This is a genomic window from Paenibacillus sp. H1-7 (assembly GCF_022354825.1).
In the GTDB taxonomy this organism is placed as follows: Bacteria; Bacillota; Bacilli; order Paenibacillales; family NBRC-103111; genus Paenibacillus_S.
The window spans coordinates 6,182,761-6,201,190 of record NZ_CP031168.1; the positions used below are offsets into that span (position 1 = coordinate 6,182,761).

16 protein-coding genes are annotated in these 18,430 nt (G+C 50.7%); 1 reads left to right on the forward strand and 15 read right to left on the reverse strand.

The features are described from left to right. Positions 1-49: 49 nt before the first annotated feature. The 12 genes from hemB to lonB form a co-directional block, all read right to left on the reverse strand. Complete coding sequence (gene hemB / locus DVH26_RS27345; protein WP_239627606.1) at positions 50-1,039, reverse strand: porphobilinogen synthase; 990 nt, start codon at positions 1,037-1,039, stop codon at positions 50-52. A 43-nt stretch (positions 1,040-1,082) separates the two neighbouring features. After that, complete coding sequence (cobA, locus tag DVH26_RS27350; protein ID WP_239627608.1) at positions 1,083-2,615, reverse strand: uroporphyrinogen-III C-methyltransferase; 1,533 nt, start codon at positions 2,613-2,615, stop codon at positions 1,083-1,085. 6 nt (positions 2,616-2,621) lie between these two features. After that, complete coding sequence (hemC, locus tag DVH26_RS27355) at positions 2,622-3,560, reverse strand: hydroxymethylbilane synthase (protein ID WP_239627610.1); 939 nt, start codon at positions 3,558-3,560, stop codon at positions 2,622-2,624. 56 nt (positions 3,561-3,616) lie between these two features. Further along, a complete protein-coding gene (locus DVH26_RS27360; protein WP_239627612.1) occupies positions 3,617-4,318 on the reverse strand; it encodes a precorrin-2 dehydrogenase/sirohydrochlorin ferrochelatase family protein in 702 nt (233 codons plus the stop codon). A 32-nt stretch (positions 4,319-4,350) separates the two neighbouring features. Next, entirely contained in the window at positions 4,351-5,175 is an 825-nt protein-coding gene (locus tag DVH26_RS27365) for a cytochrome C assembly family protein (protein WP_239627614.1), read from the reverse strand. A gap of 15 nt (positions 5,176-5,190) precedes the next feature. Further along, a complete protein-coding gene (gene hemA / locus DVH26_RS27370) occupies positions 5,191-6,588 on the reverse strand; it encodes a glutamyl-tRNA reductase (protein WP_239627616.1) in 1,398 nt (465 codons plus the stop codon). 167 nt (positions 6,589-6,755) lie between these two features. Further along, the gene (locus DVH26_RS27375) at positions 6,756-7,283 is read right to left on the reverse strand and encodes an S-adenosylmethionine decarboxylase (protein ID WP_239627618.1); all 528 of its coding nucleotides are present in this window, start codon (positions 7,281-7,283) and stop codon (positions 6,756-6,758) included. 140 nt (positions 7,284-7,423) lie between these two features. Beyond that, complete coding sequence (speD, locus tag DVH26_RS27380; RefSeq protein ID WP_239627619.1) at positions 7,424-7,825, reverse strand: adenosylmethionine decarboxylase; 402 nt, start codon at positions 7,823-7,825, stop codon at positions 7,424-7,426. Positions 7,826-8,165: 340 nt separating this feature from the next. Further along, entirely contained in the window at positions 8,166-8,756 is a 591-nt protein-coding gene (locus DVH26_RS27385) for a non-ribosomal peptide synthetase module (protein WP_239627620.1), read from the reverse strand. 428 nt (positions 8,757-9,184) lie between these two features. Further along, positions 9,185-9,841 (reverse strand): ribosome biogenesis GTP-binding protein YihA/YsxC, encoded by a 657-nt coding sequence (gene yihA / locus DVH26_RS27390; protein ID WP_239627622.1) that lies wholly within the window; start codon positions 9,839-9,841, stop codon positions 9,185-9,187. 57 nt (positions 9,842-9,898) lie between these two features. Further along, positions 9,899-12,232, reverse strand: coding sequence for an endopeptidase La (lon, locus tag DVH26_RS27395; RefSeq protein ID WP_239627624.1), 2,334 nt, complete (start codon positions 12,230-12,232; stop codon positions 9,899-9,901). Between the two features lie 195 nt (positions 12,233-12,427). Further along, positions 12,428-14,131, reverse strand: coding sequence for an ATP-dependent protease LonB (gene lonB, locus DVH26_RS27400; RefSeq protein ID WP_239627626.1), 1,704 nt, complete (start codon positions 14,129-14,131; stop codon positions 12,428-12,430). 178 nt (positions 14,132-14,309) lie between these two features. Between lonB and DVH26_RS27405 the strand changes: the two genes are divergently transcribed. Next, entirely contained in the window at positions 14,310-15,023 is a 714-nt protein-coding gene (locus DVH26_RS27405) for an N-acetylmuramoyl-L-alanine amidase family protein (RefSeq protein ID WP_239627628.1), read from the forward strand. Positions 15,024-15,038: 15 nt separating this feature from the next. Here the strand turns inward: DVH26_RS27405 and DVH26_RS27410 are convergent, their stop codons facing one another. The 3 genes from DVH26_RS27410 to clpX all read right to left on the reverse strand — a co-directional run bounded on the left by DVH26_RS27410 (position 15,039) and on the right by clpX (position 18,425). Further along, on the reverse strand, positions 15,039-15,749 hold the full coding sequence (locus DVH26_RS27410; RefSeq protein ID WP_239635500.1) for a divergent polysaccharide deacetylase family protein: 711 nt from the start codon (positions 15,747-15,749) through the stop codon (positions 15,039-15,041). A 193-nt stretch (positions 15,750-15,942) separates the two neighbouring features. Next, positions 15,943-17,058 (reverse strand): flavodoxin-dependent (E)-4-hydroxy-3-methylbut-2-enyl-diphosphate synthase, encoded by a 1,116-nt coding sequence (gene ispG / locus DVH26_RS27415; RefSeq protein ID WP_239627630.1) that lies wholly within the window; start codon positions 17,056-17,058, stop codon positions 15,943-15,945. A 98-nt stretch (positions 17,059-17,156) separates the two neighbouring features. Continuing rightward, complete coding sequence (gene clpX, locus DVH26_RS27420) at positions 17,157-18,425, reverse strand: ATP-dependent protease ATP-binding subunit ClpX (protein WP_239627633.1); 1,269 nt, start codon at positions 18,423-18,425, stop codon at positions 17,157-17,159. Positions 18,426-18,430 lie beyond the last annotated feature (5 nt).

An 18,430-nucleotide genomic window follows, 5' to 3' on the forward strand; every position in this document is an offset into this window, starting at 1 on the left:
CAGCAAGAAAAGCTCCATTATTTGGAACGAAGTCAGGAAACCTGCTCTCTTATTTAAGCCATCCGGCGATATCTTTAGCAAAATACGTGATGATCAGATCGGCGCCTGCACGCTTGAAGCCTATCATCGTTTCCATAACGATAGACTTTTCGTCCACCCAGCCCTGCAAGGAGGCAGCCTTGATCATCGAGTATTCCCCGCTCACGTTATACGCAACCAGTGGAAGATCGAACTGATCTCTCAACGTACGAATGATATCCATGTAAGCCATAGCCGGCTTCACCATCAGGAAGTCCGCGCCTTCAACGACGTCGGATTCTGCTTCACGCAGCGCCTCGCGGGCATTGCCCGGATCCATTTGATACGTTTTGCGGTCTCCGAATTTCGGAGTCGAATGAGCCGCTTCACGGAAAGGACCGTAGTAGGACGAAGCAAATTTCACGGAGTACGACATGATAGGCACTTGATTGTACCCTGCTTCGTCAAGTCCTTGACGGATAGCATAAACGAAGCCGTCCATCATGTTGGAAGGTGCGATAATATCGGCTCCCGCTTCCGCCTGGGACACCGCCGTTTTGACCAGCAGCTCCAGGGAAGGATCGTTCAAAATTTCCGCACGCTGTTTTTTCTCGTCGAAATGAACGACGCCGCAATGCCCATGATCGGTAAATTGGCACAGGCACGTATCGGCGATGACAAGCAGCTCAGGGAACCACTGTTTGATGAGGCGAGTCGCCTGCTGAACGATGCCATTCGCATCGTGGGCGGATGTCGCATGAGCGTCTTTATGTTCAGGCACTCCAAACAGCATAATAGCCTGGATACCGAGCTCCGTCACTTCTTTTAATTCTTGCTCAAGCAAATCCAGCGAAAAATGATACACGCCCGGCATGGAGCCGATCTCTTCTTTGACTTGAGAGCCATGCGTTACAAAAATAGGATAGATCAGATCATGAACCGACAGGCTTGTCTCTCTTACCAAGTTGCGTAAAGCGTTGGAGCTGCGCAATCTGCGATTGCGAACGATTGGAAAACTCATCTTAGTTTCCTCCTCATCCTGTATATAGTCTCGGTATGGAATGTTATTTTTGCGAATACAAGCTGTGAACGAGCGACTCAACCGTCGCTTCCTTCGCTACATAATCTATGGTTAGGCCGGCTTCCTCTGCCGTTTGAGCGGTCATCGGACCGATACAGGCGATCTGGCATGGCTGAAGCAGCTCTAGCGGATTCTCTACGCCAAGCTCCTTCAAAGCGACTAGCAAGTTCGACACCGTCGATGAGCTGGTGAACGTGACTACCGATATCGCTTGCTGCTGAAGCAGCTCAATGACCTCCGCACCGCCGGTTGTATCCGGCACCGTTTCGTACACGTCCACTTCGGTAACGTTCAGTCCCATTTCTTTAAGCCGCTGAGGAATATACGCCTTGGCAATATCGGCGGTCGGGAGGAGCACGTTCTGACCGGCTTTCATTTCGCCTTCGATGGAAGCGAGCAAGTCGTCCCCCTGAAACTTAGGCGGCAGCAAGTCAACCATGAGCCCCCGCTGCTCCAAGGCGTCCGCCGTCTTCGGCCCGACCGCTGCGATGCGTGCACCGCCAAGCTTGCGGATATCGATGCGATGTTTCCGGATGCGTTCAAAGAAGTAGTCGACTCCGTTGACGCTGGTGAAAATAACCCATGCAAACTCGTCCAGCCGTCCGAGCGCATGGTCCAAAGCCTGCTGCGCTTCCGGCTTCGTTGGAGACTGAGTGCGGATGACCGGAAACTCAACCGCCTCTCCGCCCAGCTCTTCAATTTGCTGTACCAGACTGCTGGACTGACTGCGGGCTCTTGTTACAAGAATGCGCCGCCCGAATAGCGGCTTCTTCTCGAACCAAGCCAGCTTGTCGCGAAGCTTGACCACATCCCCGACGATAATGACAGCCGGAGATTGAAAATTGGCGGCCTTAACCTTGTCGACGATATCGTCCAACGTGCCCGTTAACGTAGCCTGCTCCATCCAGGTTCCCCAACGGATCAGAGCAACCGGGGTACCCGGAGATTTGCCTCCATCTATCAAGTGACGGCAAATAGACTCCAGATTAGCGACCCCCATCAGAAAGATCAGCGTGCCTGATGCTTGCGACAAATTGTCCCAGTTGACGCTGCTGTATGTTTTGTTCGGGTACTCGTGTCCCGTTACTATGGAAAAGGATGAAGTAAAATCTCGATGGGTGACGGGAATACCGGCATAGGCCGGAACCGCAATCGCGGAGGTAATCCCCGGAACGATCTCGAACGGGATATCATGATCGGCCAGCAGCTCGGCTTCTTCGCCTACTCGTCCGAATACGCTCGGATCGCCGCCTTTCAAGCGGGTAACCACTTTACCCTGCAGCGCCAAATCGACCAGCAGCTGATTGATTTCCCCCTGCTTCATCATATGCTTGTCAGGAAGCTTTCCTACGAAAATCTTCTCCGCTTCCGGTTTCATATGTTTAAGCAAGCGCGGACTCGCCAGACGGTCGTACACGACGACGTCTGCACGCTGGATGGCCTCCAGTCCCCGTACCGTAATGAGCTTGGGATCCCCTGGCCCAGCTCCTACGAGATATACAACGCCTTTACTCAACTCGATTCAACCCCTCACCATGGCCAATATGTCTACAGCACCCTTGCCGATCAAAGCATCGGCAACCATCGTGCCAAGCTGATCGGGATCCGTGCCGGTCATCGTTTCCTTTAGCATGGTCTTGCCGTCAGGTGAGCCTACCATACCGGTCAGCGTAACGACCGGGTTGCCGGCTTCGTCCCCCAGGACGGCATAGGCTCCAATAGGCACCTGGCAGCCGCCGTTCAGCCTGCCAAGAAAGCTGCGCTCAGCAGCAACCGCCAATGCGGTCGGCTCATGGTTGTAGTACTTGAGCAGGCCGAGCACGAACTCATCGTCGCCACGGCACTCGATGCACAGAGCTCCCTGGCCGACGGCGGGAAGACATACATCCGCTGATAAATACGCGGTGATGCGGTCCTGCCAGCCAATCCGGTGCAAACCGGCGGCTGCCAGCATGATCGCGTCGAAGCCTTCGGTTTCCAGCTTGCGCAGACGCGAATCGATATTGCCTCGAACCGACTCGATGTTCAAGTCGGGGCGGTGGTTTTGCAGCTGGCAAGCTCTGCGCAGGCTGCTTGTGCCGACTTTGGCACCTTGCGGAAGCTCGTCAAGCGAAAGCCCCCCGTTGGAGATTAAGCAATCCCGGGGATCCTCCCGTCTCGGAACCGCTCCGACAACGAGCCCTTCAGGAAGCTCTGCCGGCATATCCTTCATACTGTGAACCGCCATGTCGATTTCACCGTCGAACAGCGCCTGCTCGATCTCTTTGACGAACAGGCCTTTGCCCCCGACCTTCGACAAGGTGACATCCAAGATCCGGTCCCCTTTGGTTACGATCTTTTTCAATTCAAATTCGCACTCGATCCCCAGCTGTTTGCACAGCTCGCGCAATTGCTCCACGACTTGTCCTGTTTGCGTTAGCGCCAGCGCGCTCTGTCTCGTACCTACGACGATTTTCCGCATGCAGTCCGCCTCCTCTGTTAGTCAATGCAATACAGTTCCTATGTAACCTTTATGGCTTATGTATGATGTTGGATCCAAATACGGATCCGTTCCATGGTCCCGGGTGTCGGCTCCAGCTCGATCCGGCGGATCAGCTCATCCTTCTCGGCCGCCTGGAGCTCTCCTGAACGTATCCAGGGCAGCAGCTCCCAGTCCAGCATTCGCCGGAACATCTCTTGGCGCACCTTGGTGTCGGAGACCATGCGCTGAACTATCAAGCGCAGCTCCTGCAACAATTCGAGGTACTCCCCGTACTCTTCGCCGAACGACTGCTCCAGCTCCTGCTTTACTTTTCTCGCAACGGCAGGACTCGCACCCGCTGTAGATACGGCAAGCAGCAGCCTGCCTCTTCTTACCGCTGCCGGGACGATGAATCCGCTGCGTTCCGCATCATCGGCCACATTCACCAGCTTGCCCAACGCTTCCGCTTCCAAACGCACAGCCTCATTAATATCCGGCCGGTCGGTCGCTGCAAAAACAAGCACCGCCCGCTGCACCTGCGGCATTTGCGTCCGATACGTTTCATACACCGCTTCCAGCACGCCGGACTCGGCCCACTGGACCAGCTTGTGCGTACATACCGGACTGATCACGGTTACCGATGCTCCCGCTTCGATCAGCGATTCCGCCTTCCGTTCCGCCACGGCACCTCCGCCAATGATGACGCAGGGCTTGTCCTGCAAATCCAGCATTAACGGATAGTAATTCTTTGATCTCATCGCGAACCTCACCGCCTCTTCGTCCTCTGCGATTAAGACCATTGATGGAACGAGGAGTAAAAATTAGCAAATACGAAATTGAGAGCCATGATAAAAAATGCAGCCAAATTCCAAAGCGCCAGCTTGTAGCCCGGTGTTTTCAGCAGCACCCTCTGAAACAAATAAAACACGTAAGCCAGCAGCACGAACCAGGAATTGATCACCTTCGGATCGAAAAACAGCGACAGGTCATGCTCCAAGGAGATCCATACGACCCCGAGCGACATGCCGAACATCAAAAGCGGCGTTCCTATGACAACGGAAACAAAGGAATAATGATCCGTCTTGTCCAGGCTCGGCAATCGCTGCATCAGCTTAGACCATTTCTTCTCCTTCAGCTGCCGGTGCAAAAACAAATACATGCCGGAGAATACGGCAGCAACGACGAATGCAGCGTAGCTTGCGATAGAAAAGCTGATGTGAATGAACAGCACCTCATCGTTGATTTCCCAGGAATCCAATGTCGGAGAAACCTTCGGGTTGCTGAAAAAGTTAAGCGCCAATACGGTGAACCCCAATATATTGACCAGAAATACAAACAGCTCGATACGAAAAAAACGGTTCACTACGAGCGAGACCGTTACGAGAAGCCAGGACAGCATAAACAGCGTTTCGAACATAGAAAACGCTGCAGAACGGTCATGAAACACGATACTAAGAACCAAATAGACCGTTTGCAATACCCATACAAAAGAAAGCAACCCTGTCCCCATCCGTTTCGCACTTCGGTTCGGACCGACAAAGTCCGAGAAGTAAAACAGCAGGCTCAGGGCATATATATAAATAATGGCATCGTATAACCAGCTTTTCGCGACCATGGCACCTCTCCCGAACTACGTTTTAGCCAAGGCATCGACAGCCTGCATCGATACTTTCGTTAACAGGTCTTCCCTCCAGCGCTCATGAGCATCGGTAGCTTCTTGCTGACGGACAGCCGCTTGCTCCGCTCGCTCTTGTTCAGCCAATTGCTCTTCCAAGGCAAAAATTTTGGTGAAATAGTCCAACGCTTCTTCCCCGTCGCGCTCGGCGGCCATTTCCTTAATCCGGATTACCGGATCCCGCAGCATTTGATTGACAATGCTTTTGGTTAATTTACGGATTACCTTCAGCTCGCGTTCATCAAGATCCGGCAGCTTCTTCATCAAGCTGTCCATCGTCTCGTCATGAATCGCACTGGCTTTGGTTTGCAGCGCTTGAATTAGAGGACTTACGCCCAACGTACGGGTCCATTGCTCGAATGCATCCATCTCTTCATCAATCATCCTCTCAATGACGACCGCAGCTTTACGGCGCTCCTCCAAGTGATTGTTAACAATCGAATGCAGATTGTCTATATCGTAAAGAAACACATTCGGCAATTCGCCGATAGCCGATTCGAGATCCCGCGGCACAGCGATATCGATCATGAACAACGGACGGGAACGCCGTTTTTGCAGCACCGCGGCAACCTGCTCACGGGTCAGCACGATATCCGCCGATCCGGTAGAGCTGATCACAATATCGACTTCTTCGAGATACTGCAGCAGATTGTCCATCGAGCTCGCGACGCCTTGGAACTTCCCTGCCAGCTCTTGAGCGCGGCTTAACGTCCGGTTCACCACGATGACCTTATCCGCTCCGTTGGCATACAAATGCTTGACGGTAAGCTCGCTCATCTTCCCTGCGCCGATAATCATAACTTTCTTATGATCATAGCTGCCAAATATCCGTTTGCCTAGTTCTACCGCAGCATAGCTGACCGATACCGGATTATCGCCGATGCCCGTCTCGGTATGAGCCCGCTTCGCCAGAGTGACCGCTTGTTTAAAGAGCGTATTGAACATAATCCCAGTTACTTTCGTTTGCTGGGCCAGCAAAAAGGAATCGCGAATTTGACCCAAAATTTGCGTTTCGCCGATAACCATAGAATCAAGTCCGCATGTAACCCGGAATAGATGATCGATTGCTTTCTCATTTTCATAAATGTACAAGTGCTTGTTGAATTGTTCGCGCGGAACGCCGAACCACTTCTCTATGAATCCGCGCAAATAATGACCGCACAAATGCTCCCGATCCACTACGACATAAAGCTCCGTCCGGTTACAGGTGCCCACAATGACACATTCCATTACACTTTTCGTTTCTTTGAGCTCTTTCAACGCCAGTTCAAGGTCGCTTTCGGCGAATGTGAATTTCTCACGAATCGCCACCGGTGCCGTCCGATAATTCAAGCCCGCCACTACGATATGCATTGGGTGTCCACCTGCCTTCCTCAATAATCTAGAAATCATTATAGCATACAATGACGAGCTTCTCCGACAAATTTTTTGTATAATATGTGAAAGAGATGTTTATCAATCAACACTATTTCCCTTATTTTCAGCATTTTTCAGCTTGTTTATACGGCTGCCATTCCAGTTTATTGAAGCAGCTTCTTGCGGAGCAGCTCTACCATCTCTTTATCCGCCTTGACCAGCCGGTCATTTTGCGAAGATACCATACTCCCGCCGGATGACATCAGCTTGCCGTAGGCGTCATAAATCTCTTCAAACAACCTTCGGCTCTCGGTCAACGTCTGTACTTCCTCGGCCTTCAAGGCGCGCTGTCCGCCTATCTGCAGCCGCAGCAAATACTGCATCAGCTGAGATAAGCCTTCGAGCGGCCTCAATTTCTTCTCGCCATAAGCCTGAACCAAATGCTCGTGAGTGAAGCTCGCGGTGTAAACGGCTTGCCTTAGCGGATTCAGCGAATTCGTATCCTTGGCTTTATCTACATCGTGCAGTGAGCTGCTTAACAGCTCCATCTGAAACAACGATACCTGATACAGGAGCTTGCCGGCGTCCTCCGTCTCCGAGTGCCCCCGCACCATTCCGATAATTTGATATAGCGGCCAAATGATTAAAAAAGCAACGATCACGTATATTATTATATTCGGCTTCCGCTTCATAAGCTTTCCTCCCCTGCCCATGCTGGTGCAAGCAGCTCCGTCCTGACGGATTCATGCAAGCTTGTCATGAACATTGTATGGGGAAGCATATAAACAAATAACCACGGATTATATCCGCGGTTATCATTCTCATTACGAGTTTATTTTGTTAGTTGAGCTTGCTTGATTACCGGCGTTTCGACTGTCAATTCGCCCATACCCCGAACCAGCTTCTTGGCATGAGCAGTTTCCGGCTTAAGCACGGAAATCATGTAGTCGATAGCCAATTGAGGATCTACCGTTTCGCCGCAAGTATAACAGTCCAGAGCAGCAAAACCCTTCTCAGGATAAGTATGAATGGAGAGATGACTTTCCGACAATAATACTAGCACTGTTGCACCTTGTGGTTCAAACTGCTTGGATTGAACCGACATCACCGTCGCTCCACATGCCTCCGCAGCCTCTACCATTTGAGCTTGTAACCATTCTGCATTGTTGAGAAGATCAAAATCGACTCCCCAAGTATCAACAGCAACGTGTCTTCCGAAAGTTGAGTATTCCATCTTTCGGTCCCCCTTCCTAGGAATAAAATGTTTGAAAATTTCATCCGCTAGGACCTACGTCATTCACTTCTCGAGGGAATAATCTCTCGCAACATTCAATGTCCTGAGTGAATCCTGGTTCCTATTTTGTTTTCAACGAAAATAAAAATAACATCTATTCGGTAGAAATGCAATACTTTTTTTTACCATTCACCTATATTTCTTTTTTGCGAGAGCTCACACAATGACTAACATATGTACGACACTTGTCCCAGGTGAATGCACAGCGCTTATATGGGCCGAAATAACAAAAAACTTTTCCGGACAATACGGCCCGAAAAAGTTTCTTCATCGTGTATAATTATGCTTCGAGTACGAATAAACGATGCGTCATTTTGTATAATCGGCTATCGATTTGTTCGCGTACGGCAGTATCTTGCATGTCATTTCGCAAGTCTAGCAGGCTGTTAATCTGCGCTTTGATGAACTGGATTTCATGCTCCACATCATCCCGGCGGTACAGCTGCTCCAGCATTCCGATCGTATCCTTGTACTCGTAGATCACCCGATCGGTCTGATCCTTGCGCTCAACGATTTTTACCACGGAACCCCATTCATATTCGTATATCATGATATACCCTTCATAAATACGATGAACGATTGCGCTCCCCTTGAAAGTGGATACCGCTTTGCGCATCAGGTTAACCAAATTCTTGTCCGTGATGCGGCAGGTGCCCCGGCAAACATAGGTGTTGAACTTTCTTTCGAACGAAAGAACGATTTCTTCTCCCGATTCGTTGTCTTGAAACACGACTTCCTGATTTCCATTCTCAAGTACTTTAACCTGCAGAGAGGCTTGATGATCGACAAACATCTGAATAAACATGGCCATCTCGGCTTCCGTTAACTGTAGGCAGGTTTTGACGTATTGGGTCGCTAACCTCATTGCCATAAAAATCCCTCAATTCTTTGTTTTCGAACCATGAAGCCAAACCGTTATTCTTTTTTTTGTTACTATATACATTATACTACATAAATATTTAATATTCCTCCCGCCATTTCATTGAATTTCGTTGAAATTCTGAAAAAACTGCTTTTTTTACGGAATGATTCAACGTATCATCTAAATCCCTCTGTTTCCCGCAGCAAGTTATGCAGTTCCCTCCTGCATCCGACGTTAAACAAAATCTTCATCTTTCAAGGACAGCGGCCTAAATCGGACTCTCTCGATAGTATTCCTCTTTCTCGCTGCTCATCACTACGTAAGCCGATTTTATGAAAAAGAAAAAACGCCTTGCGGCGTTAGGATGGATGTACAAAATACGTATGTGCGTGGAGAGGGAATCGGGTGTGGGATTCCGGCCGCTGTTGAAAAGCCGGCTATCCGGCCGTCTCTTCCTCAGCTTCTTGCTCTGCAGACGCTTCTGACGTTTCATCTGCCTCGTCATGCTTATGCTTGATCGTCTCCATGATAACCTGCCACAGCTCGTCTTTGCCTACTCCAAGCTCGGAGGAGAACAGCACCAGCCGTTCGCTTTTCTCCATTTGCAGCGTTTCCCTGACGATTTTGACATGCTTCTGCCATTGTCCTTTAGAAATCTTATCCGCTTTCGTCGTAACGACGCAATACGGAACCTCATTATGCTTCAGCCAGTCGTACATGGCTTGATCATCCTTCGAAGGAGGGTGACGCAGGTCGATTATGAGCAGCACGAGGTTCAAATATTCCCGGTGCAGCAAATATTCCTCGATAAACTTGCCCCATATCTCGCGCTTGGACTTGGATACCTGAGCATATCCGTATCCCGGTAAATCCACAAAAAATAAGTCCTGATTGATTTTATAATAATTCAATTGCTGCGTTTTTCCCGGCTTCGAGCTTGTCCTCGCCAAATTTTTGCGCTGGATCATCCGATTGATCAGTGACGATTTGCCGACATTCGAACGCCCTGCCAGAGCAATCTCCGGCAAGGCGTCGGCAGGGTACTGATTCGGACCAACCGCGCTGATAATAAACTCAGCCTGATTGACCTTCATTGTTTTCACTCTTCCTTGTTGTCGGGCTCGCTTCAGCCCTATTTTTCCGTAGCCTTATTAAACCTGTACGGGCTTCACTAATGCATGCTCGAGTACCTCATCCATATGAGCTACAGGAATGAAAGTAAGCTCCTTGCGTACGCTCTCCGGGATTTCCTCGATATCCTTGACGTTATCCTTCGGGATAATGACCTTCCGTATGCCCGCACGGTGAGCGGCAAGACTCTTCTCCTTCAAGCCGCCGATCGGCAGAACACGGCCTCGCAGCGTAATCTCACCGGTCATCGCCACTTCTCTGGACACCGGAATGTTGGTCAGCGCGGAGATCAATGCGGTTCCCATCGTAATCCCCGCGGAAGGACCGTCCTTCGGGATAGCTCCCTCCGGAATGTGAATATGGATATCCACTTTTTCATGGAAATCCTTGGCGATGTTCAACGCTTCTACGCGGGAACGGGTGTAGCTGAATGCCGCTTGAGCGGACTCTTTCATGACGTCCCCGAGCTGCCCTGTAAGCGTCAGCTTCCCGTTGCCCGGCATAACCGTAACCTCAATGACGAGAGTGTCGCCGCCGACTTCGGTCCAAGCAAGACCGGTCACGGCACCGATCTGATCGAATTCTTCCGCTACGCCGAAACGGAACTTCGGAGGTCCGAGGAATTCCTTAACCGTGTCGGAAGTAACGTGAACGGAGCTCTTCTGCCCGGAAACAACCTGCTTCGCCGCCTTGCGGCAGACCGCGGAAATTTGCTGCTCGAGATTACGAACGCCCGCTTCGCGAGTGTACTCACGGACGATGCGCATGAGCGCCTGTTCATCCATATTCAGCTGCTCTTCCTGCAGCCCGTGCTCCTTCAGCTGCTTCGGAAGCAAGTAGTTGCGTCCGATGTTCAGCTTCTCCAGCTCCGTATAGCCAGGAATGTGCAGCACTTCCATCCGGTCCAGCAGCGGCCGCGGAATATTGTGCACCACGTTGGCGGTCGTTACGAACATGACGTTGGATAGATCGAACGGTACCTCGATATAGTGATCGCTGAAGGTGCCGTTCTGCTCCGGATCGAGCACTTCCAGCAATGCCGCGGACGGATCTCCGCGGAAGTCCATCGCCATCTTGTCGATCTCGTCGAGCAGAAACACCGGATTGGACGAGCCTGCATTTTTCATGCCTTGAATAATGCGTCCCGGCATCGCGCCTACATACGTGCGGCGATGACCGCGAATTTCCGCTTCGTCACGAACGCCGCCGAGTGAGATACGGATGAATTGGCGGCCCAACGACCTCGCGATAGAACGAGCAATCGACGTCTTACCGACGCCGGGAGGCCCCACGAGGCAAAGAATCGGTCCTTTCATTTTCTTAACAAGCTGCTGAACGGCCAAATATTCGAGGACGCGCTCCTTCGGCTTCTCCAGGCCGTAATGGTCCTCATTCAATATTTCCTCAGCCTTGTTAATGTCCAGATCGTCTTCGGTGAAAATGCTCCACGGCAAGCCGAGAAGCCAGTCGATATAATTGCGGATGACGCCGCCTTCCGCGGAAGTGGCGGGCATTTTCTCCAGCCGGTCGATTTCCTTCTCGATCTTTTCCTTCACTTTCTCGGGAACTTCCGTTTCGGCTAGCTGCGAACGCAGCTCCTCCACTTCGCCTGCGCGGCCTTCCTTGTCACCCAGCTCCTTCTGAATCGCCTTCATTTGCTCACGAAGGTAATATTCCTTCTGGGTTTTCTCCATTTGCTTTTTGACTCGCTGGCTGATCTTGCGCTCAAGCTCCAATACTTCACGTTCGTTGTTAAGAATGCCTAGGAGCTTTTCCAGCCGTTCTTTGACTTCAATCGTCTCGAGAATATCCTGTTTGTCTTTGATTTTGAGGGATAAATGACTGCAGATGACATCGGCAAGCCGGCCCGGTTCATCAATATCGGATACCGCCGCCAAGGTTTCCGGTGTGACCTTTTTGGACAAATTGATATAATGCTCGAATTGATTCAGCACGGTCCGCATCAACGCATCGACTTCCGGATCCGTCACTTCCTGTTCAGGCAGCTCCTTGACCTGTACTTCGTAATATTCTTCGTTGGATAAAAATTCGGTGATTTCGGCTCGGACGACCCCTTCGACCAATACCCTAATCGTTCCATTAGGCAGCTTCAGCATTTGCCGTACTTTGGCAATCGTTCCTATGCGATATATATCTTCCGTGGTAGGCTCTTCAATGTTAACTTCCGATTGCGAGCAAAGAAGAATCATGCTGTCATCCACCATGGACTTATCCAGTGCTCTGACTGATTTCTCTCTGCCGACATCCAAGTGCAGCACCATGCTCGGATAAACGAGCAATCCCCGCAGCGGAAGCAGAGGCAAGCGCCGCACCTTTGTTTTGTTCGGTCCCATCCTGGAGCACCTCCTAGAGAACTTCGCTTCAGCATAGTAGACTTGGGGCAAGCATACAAGGCATGTAAATTTCCTCACCCGGTCCCTATTACCAATTGCTGTAGTTAACATTTTAGCAAAATTAAAATCAAAACACCAATCGGCATGTCAGCTTAACTTGCACCGGGTAAAAAAAGAGACGCCAATGAGCTAGAATTACTCCAGCCCATCAGCGTGCAGGACGGTAACCGAGGCGGACGGCAGCACATCCGGCTGTACTCCGGTGATCTCGGCCTGCCTGGAAATTTCAATCCCAAGCGCATGATGCAGCACCTCTTCCACCGACTCGACCGGGATAACCTCCAGCCCGTTCAGCCCGGCGAAAATCTCCTGCCAGTTTTCCTTAGGAATGATCACCTTGGTAGCTCCCGCCTGGAAAGCGGCCTCCACCTTGGCGACTACGCCCCCTACCGGTTTGACTTTGCCGTGAATCCCGACTTCGCCCGTCATGGCGATATGATTGTCTACAGGGATTTGATTGATAGCGGAAGCTATTGCCGTCGCCATCGATACTCCCGCGGAAGGGCCGTCAATTGGCGTTCCCCCCGGGAAATTAATATGCAAATCATAGTTGTAAGGATTGATCCCGAATCTGCGCAATACCGTCAGAACGTTCTCTACAGAGCCGCGAGCCATGCTCTTCCTGCGGATGGTGCGGGAGCCTCCCCCCATCTCCTCTTCGTCGACAACGCCGGTAATCGTGAATTTGCCGCTTCCTGCCTGTACTACCGGGATAGCCGTCACTTCAATTTCCAACAGCGTTCCGAGGTTAGGACCATATACGGCAAGGCCGTTGACGAAGCCGATCTCCGGCTGCGAACCGATTTTCCGTTCCGGTCTCGGAGGAATCTGAGAGCTGTTTACGACCCACTCCACATCGGCTGCGGACACCTCTTTACGACCGTCCGTCAACGCCATCCCCGCTGCCAGCTGAACGATGTTGACCGCTTCGCGACCGTTGGTCGCATGCCTTTTGACTACGTCCATCGCTGCCTGATTTTCGGGAAAGCCGATTTTTTTCAAAGCGTTGCTCGCAATCGTTCCGATCTCGTCAGGCAGTAGAGGGCGAAAATAAATCTCCATACACCTCGAGCGAATAGCTGGCGGAAGCTCCTGCGGATTGCGTGTTGTCGCTCCAACCAGTCGAAAGTCGGCCGGCAGTCCGTTCTGAAAAATATCATGAATATAGCTCGGAATGTTCATATCCTCCGAGTTGTAATACGCGCTCTCCAAAAAAACTTTACGATCCTCAAGCACCTTTAATAATTTATTCATTTGATGCGGATGTAATTCGCCGATCTCGTCAATAAACAAAATTCCGCCATGAGCCTTGGTTACGGCTCCCGATTTGGGCTGAGGAATTCCTGCAACCCCCATCGCGCCGGCTCCTTGATAAATAGGATCGTGAACCGATCCGATCAACGGGTCGGCAATGCCGCGTTCGTCGAAACGAGCGGTAGTAGCATCGACTTCCGTAAACTTGGCGTCTTGGCGGAAAGGCGAATCCGCGTTTTTCTTCGCTTCCTCCAGAACGACACGGGCCGCTGCCGTCTTGCCCACTCCTGGAGGACCATAAATGATGACATGCTGCGGATTGGCGCCGCACAAGGCCGCTTTTAACGCCCGCAGCCCTTCCTTCTGCCCTACAATATCCGTCATGGCGGTAGGACGCGTTTTCTCGGCCAGCGGTTTATTTAACGAGATCGAGCGAAGCTTTCTAAGCTTCTCAAGCTCTTTCTTCGACTCTTTATCTACGGCCGAACGGTTCGATTGCTGATTGCGGAGCAAATTCCAAAAGTACATACCGATAACGACGGCAAAAAACAGCTGAATAATCATCAAAATCACACTGATATTCATTTTACTTAATCCCTCCTAAATGTTGAGAGTGAGTAGCAAGCGCTCAACCATTGCATAATTGGTAGTATTGCCCTCTTCAGGATGGGTTAATCCGATTTGAGAAAGTTTTCTGGCACGTATTGAGAAAGTCGTCTCTGAGAACGCTAGGACAGTGAACCTGGAGCAAAGGAGCGTACATATGAAAAAAGTCGTTGTTTTTGTGCTCTTATTTCTAACCGTATCGCTGCTCATTCCACGCGAAACCATTGTCGCTGAGCAGACCGGTCCTTATCCGATCATTAAAAATCCAATCGTCACCGATGTTGATGTGCTTATAGATGTAGGCCATGGCGGGATTGACAGCGGAACGCTGTATGGAGAGCTGTACGAGAAAGATATTAACCTCGAGATGGCAAAGCTGACATACAACGTGCTGAAGAAAAAAGGCTACAACGTGATGATGAACCGCGTAGAGGATTACGCGTTGAGCGGCGAAAACCGCTGGTTTCGCTCCAGCTCCCGCCATCTGAAAGACTTAGCGCAGCGCAGCCATCTGGCTAATGAAATCCACCCCAAAACCGTGATCAGCCTTCACGTAAACTGGGCTGCTAAAACGGGAAAACGAGGCCCTATCGTGCTTCATCAGAAGTCGGAGGAAAGCAAGCAGCTGGCAACCTGTCTGCAAACATCGCTGAATCAGCTGTATGGCACGAACAGGGAGGTAGTATATGGAAAAACGTTCTACCTGCTGAAACATGTTCAAGTGCCTGCAGTAATTCTGGAAATGGGCTTTATATCGAATTCGCTGGACCGGGAGCAAATGACCCATCCGAAAAAACAACAGAAGCTGGCGGAATCCATTGCCGACGGAGTGATCGCTTTTCTGAAAACGACGCAGCAGCCGGCAAAATGAGAAAAAGCCGGCACCTCAAGGTACCAGCTTGGAAATCGTAACGAACTGAGCCTTCTGCTGCAGCGCAGGAACGGATTGCTTCAATACGGCAGCCGTATGTTTGCCCGGAGGCCCGACATGGCCGATCAGGATCGTTGTATCATGCTCGTCCACATGCTTGTGTACTTTTAGCGCTTGTTTCACAATGTGCTCCCGGGTATAGACATCATCCATGAACACATTATTCTCTAGCGTTCTCATCCCGATCTCCGAGGCGGTGGACTGCACGATGCTCTTATGTGTCGTTTTGCTGTCTAAGTAGAGCAGATTTTTTTCCTTGCATACTTCCAGAACGATTCGCATCACTCTTTTGTCGGCAGTCACTTTGGACCCCATATGATTATTGATGCCAACTGCATAAGGGACTTCTTCAATAGCCGCTATGACTCGGGAACGAATTTCTTCATCGGACAGATCCGTTGTAATTGCACCGGGTCCTAACCAGCTTTTCTTACCTTTTACCGGCTCCATAGGCATATGAACCAGCACGTCATGTCCGAGCTTATGCGCCCATTCGGCATCCCGCTTGGTTGTTGGCAGGAACGGCATGACCGCTACTGTAAAAGGAACCGGAAGCTCCATCATTTCCTTCGTGCCCGCCATGTCGTTACCCAGATCGTCGATGACGATCGCAATTTTCTTCTGAACGGCTTGTTCTTCCTGACTGCGGGCGCCTGCCGCCAACATGCCGGACGGTCCAAAAGCCAAACAAACGATGATAAAATACATGACAATCCATTTCACGGTTTGATTCATAGTTCCAACCTCCTGAAGTCTTGTGGCACTTATATGGTATTTACCTCAGGTGGAAAAACTATGCATCGTAAAAAAAGAACAGTGCTGCTCCACAGGAGTGACACTGTTCTTTGTATGATTTCCGTTAGTTGGCGTGTACCTGATGATGCTTTCTTCCCGGGATTTCGCCGGTACGGTTAAAATGCTCGACAATGATGTCGATTTCTTTTTTCAGCTCAGCCAATAGCTCCGCTTCCGGCACTTTCCGGATCATCTCTCCGTAACGGAACAGCATACCCTCGCCGCGGGCGCCGGCGATGCCGATATCGGCTTCTCTGGCTTCCCCAGGGCCGTTTACAGCGCAGCCGAGGACGGATACTTTAATTGGCACTTTGATCTTGGAAATGTATTCTTCCACCTCGTTGGCGATGGAGAACAAATCGATGTCCAGACGGCCGCAAGTAGGGCATGATACCAAAGTCGCCGCATTCGTAATCAGACCGAATGTTTTCAAGAGCTCCCGTGCAACCTTGATTTCCTCAACAGGATCCGCACTAAGAGAAATACGCAGCGTCGAGCCAAGGCCCATGCTGAGCAGTGCTCCGATGCCGGCAGAGCTCTTGACGGTGCCGCTAAACAAGGTGCCGGCTTCCGTAATCCCTAAGTGAAGCGGATAGCGGAACGCTTGTGCAGCCTTCGTATAAGCAGCGATAGCCATAGGCACATCGGACGCCTTCAACGACACGATAATATCACGGAAGTCAAGCTCCTCCAAAATCCCGATGTGAAACAAGGCGCTCTCTACCATAGCCTCCGGCGTAGGATAGCCGTACTTTTCAAGAAGGTGGTTTTCCAGCGATCCGGCATTAACCCCGATACGAATAGGGATACCGCGCTCCTTGCATGCTTTTACAACGGCTTCGACCTTCTCGCGGCGGCCGATATTGCCGGGATTTATCCGAACCTTATCGATGCCGTTCTCAATCGCCATCAGCGCAAGCCGATGATCGAAGTGAATGTCCGCCACCAACGGAATTTTGATTTGCTTTTTAATGTCTTTGATCGCTTCAGCTGCTTCCTTGTTATTAACAGTAACTCGAACCATTTGGCAGCCGGCCTCTTCCAATCGGTGAATTTCGGCAACGGTCGCTTTTACATCGGCGGTTTTCGTGGTGCACATACTTTGCATAATGACCTCGTTGCTTCCGCCGATCGTCAAATCCCCCACTCTGACAGGGATGGTTTCCGTTCTGTGGAACATTGTTATCGATCTCTCCCATGATACCAAACATCCTCCGCTCCAGTTCAGAGCCGTAATCGGCTCCAAACCGGATTGGAGGCTGCTATGGTTTATTTATGTTATGCGCTCTCTTCTTTTTTCTTTACGGATTTGTCGTCGCCCTTGCTTGTAATCTCCGGAGTAATTTTCGCTTGAATGGCTTCTTTCGTTACCGTGCAAGTCGAAAGCTCCGTAGCGGAAGGCGCTTCGTACATCACGTCGAGCATGATGCTCTCGATGATCGCTCTCAAGCCGCGTGCACCGGTATTGCGTTTGATGGCTTCACGCGCAATTTCCTCAAGAGCCTCGCGATTGAAATCGAGAGTTACGTTATCCATCTCCAGCATCTTTTGGTACTGCTTGACAAGAGCATTCTTCGGTTCGGTCAAGATGCGAACCAATGCTGCTTCATCCAGCGGCTCCAAAGTAGAGATAACCGGCAGACGGCCTACGAACTCAGGAATCAAACCGAACTTGAGCAAGTCTTCCGGCAATACCATCGACAAGTATTCGCCCGGTTTCAGATCCGCTTTGTTGCCGTCTGTACCGAAGCCGATAACCTTTTTACCGATTCTGCGCTTGATGATTTGCTCCAAACCGTCGAACGCTCCGCCGCAAATGAACAGAATGTTCGTCGTATCGATTTGAATAAACTCTTGATGAGGATGCTTGCGTCCGCCTTGTGGAGGTACGGATGCTACAGTGCCTTCAAGAATTTTCAACAGAGCCTGCTGAACGCCTTCGCCCGATACATCACGTGTAATGGAAGGATTCTCGGATTTGCGCGCCACTTTATCGATCTCATCGATATAGATGATTCCGCGTTCCGCTTTTTCCACGTCGTAATCCGCGGCTTGGATCAGCTTCAGCAAAATGTTCTCAACGTCTTCACCAACATAACCCGCTTCTGTCAAAGAAGTGGCGTCGGCGATCGCGAAAGGTACGTTCAAAATTTTGGCCAGCGTTTGAGCGAGCAATGTTTTCCCGCTTCCCGTAGGTCCCAGCAGGACGATGTTACTCTTTTGAAGCTCGACATCCTCCAGCTTCCCTTGCTGCGAATTAATCCGTTTGTAGTGATTGTACACCGCTACAGACAGCGATTTTTTCGCTTGGTCTTGACCGATGACGTATTGATCCAAAATACCGCGGATTTCCTTCGGCTTCGGTACGTCCTTCAGATCAAGCTCTTCCTCATGACCCAACTCTTCCTCAACGATTTCCGTACAGAGCTCAATACACTCATCACATATATAGACACCAGGGCCGGCTACCAGCTTGCGGACCTGCTCCTGGGATTTTCCGCAAAACGAGCATTTAAGCTGACCTTTTTCATCGTTAAATTTAAACATGGGAT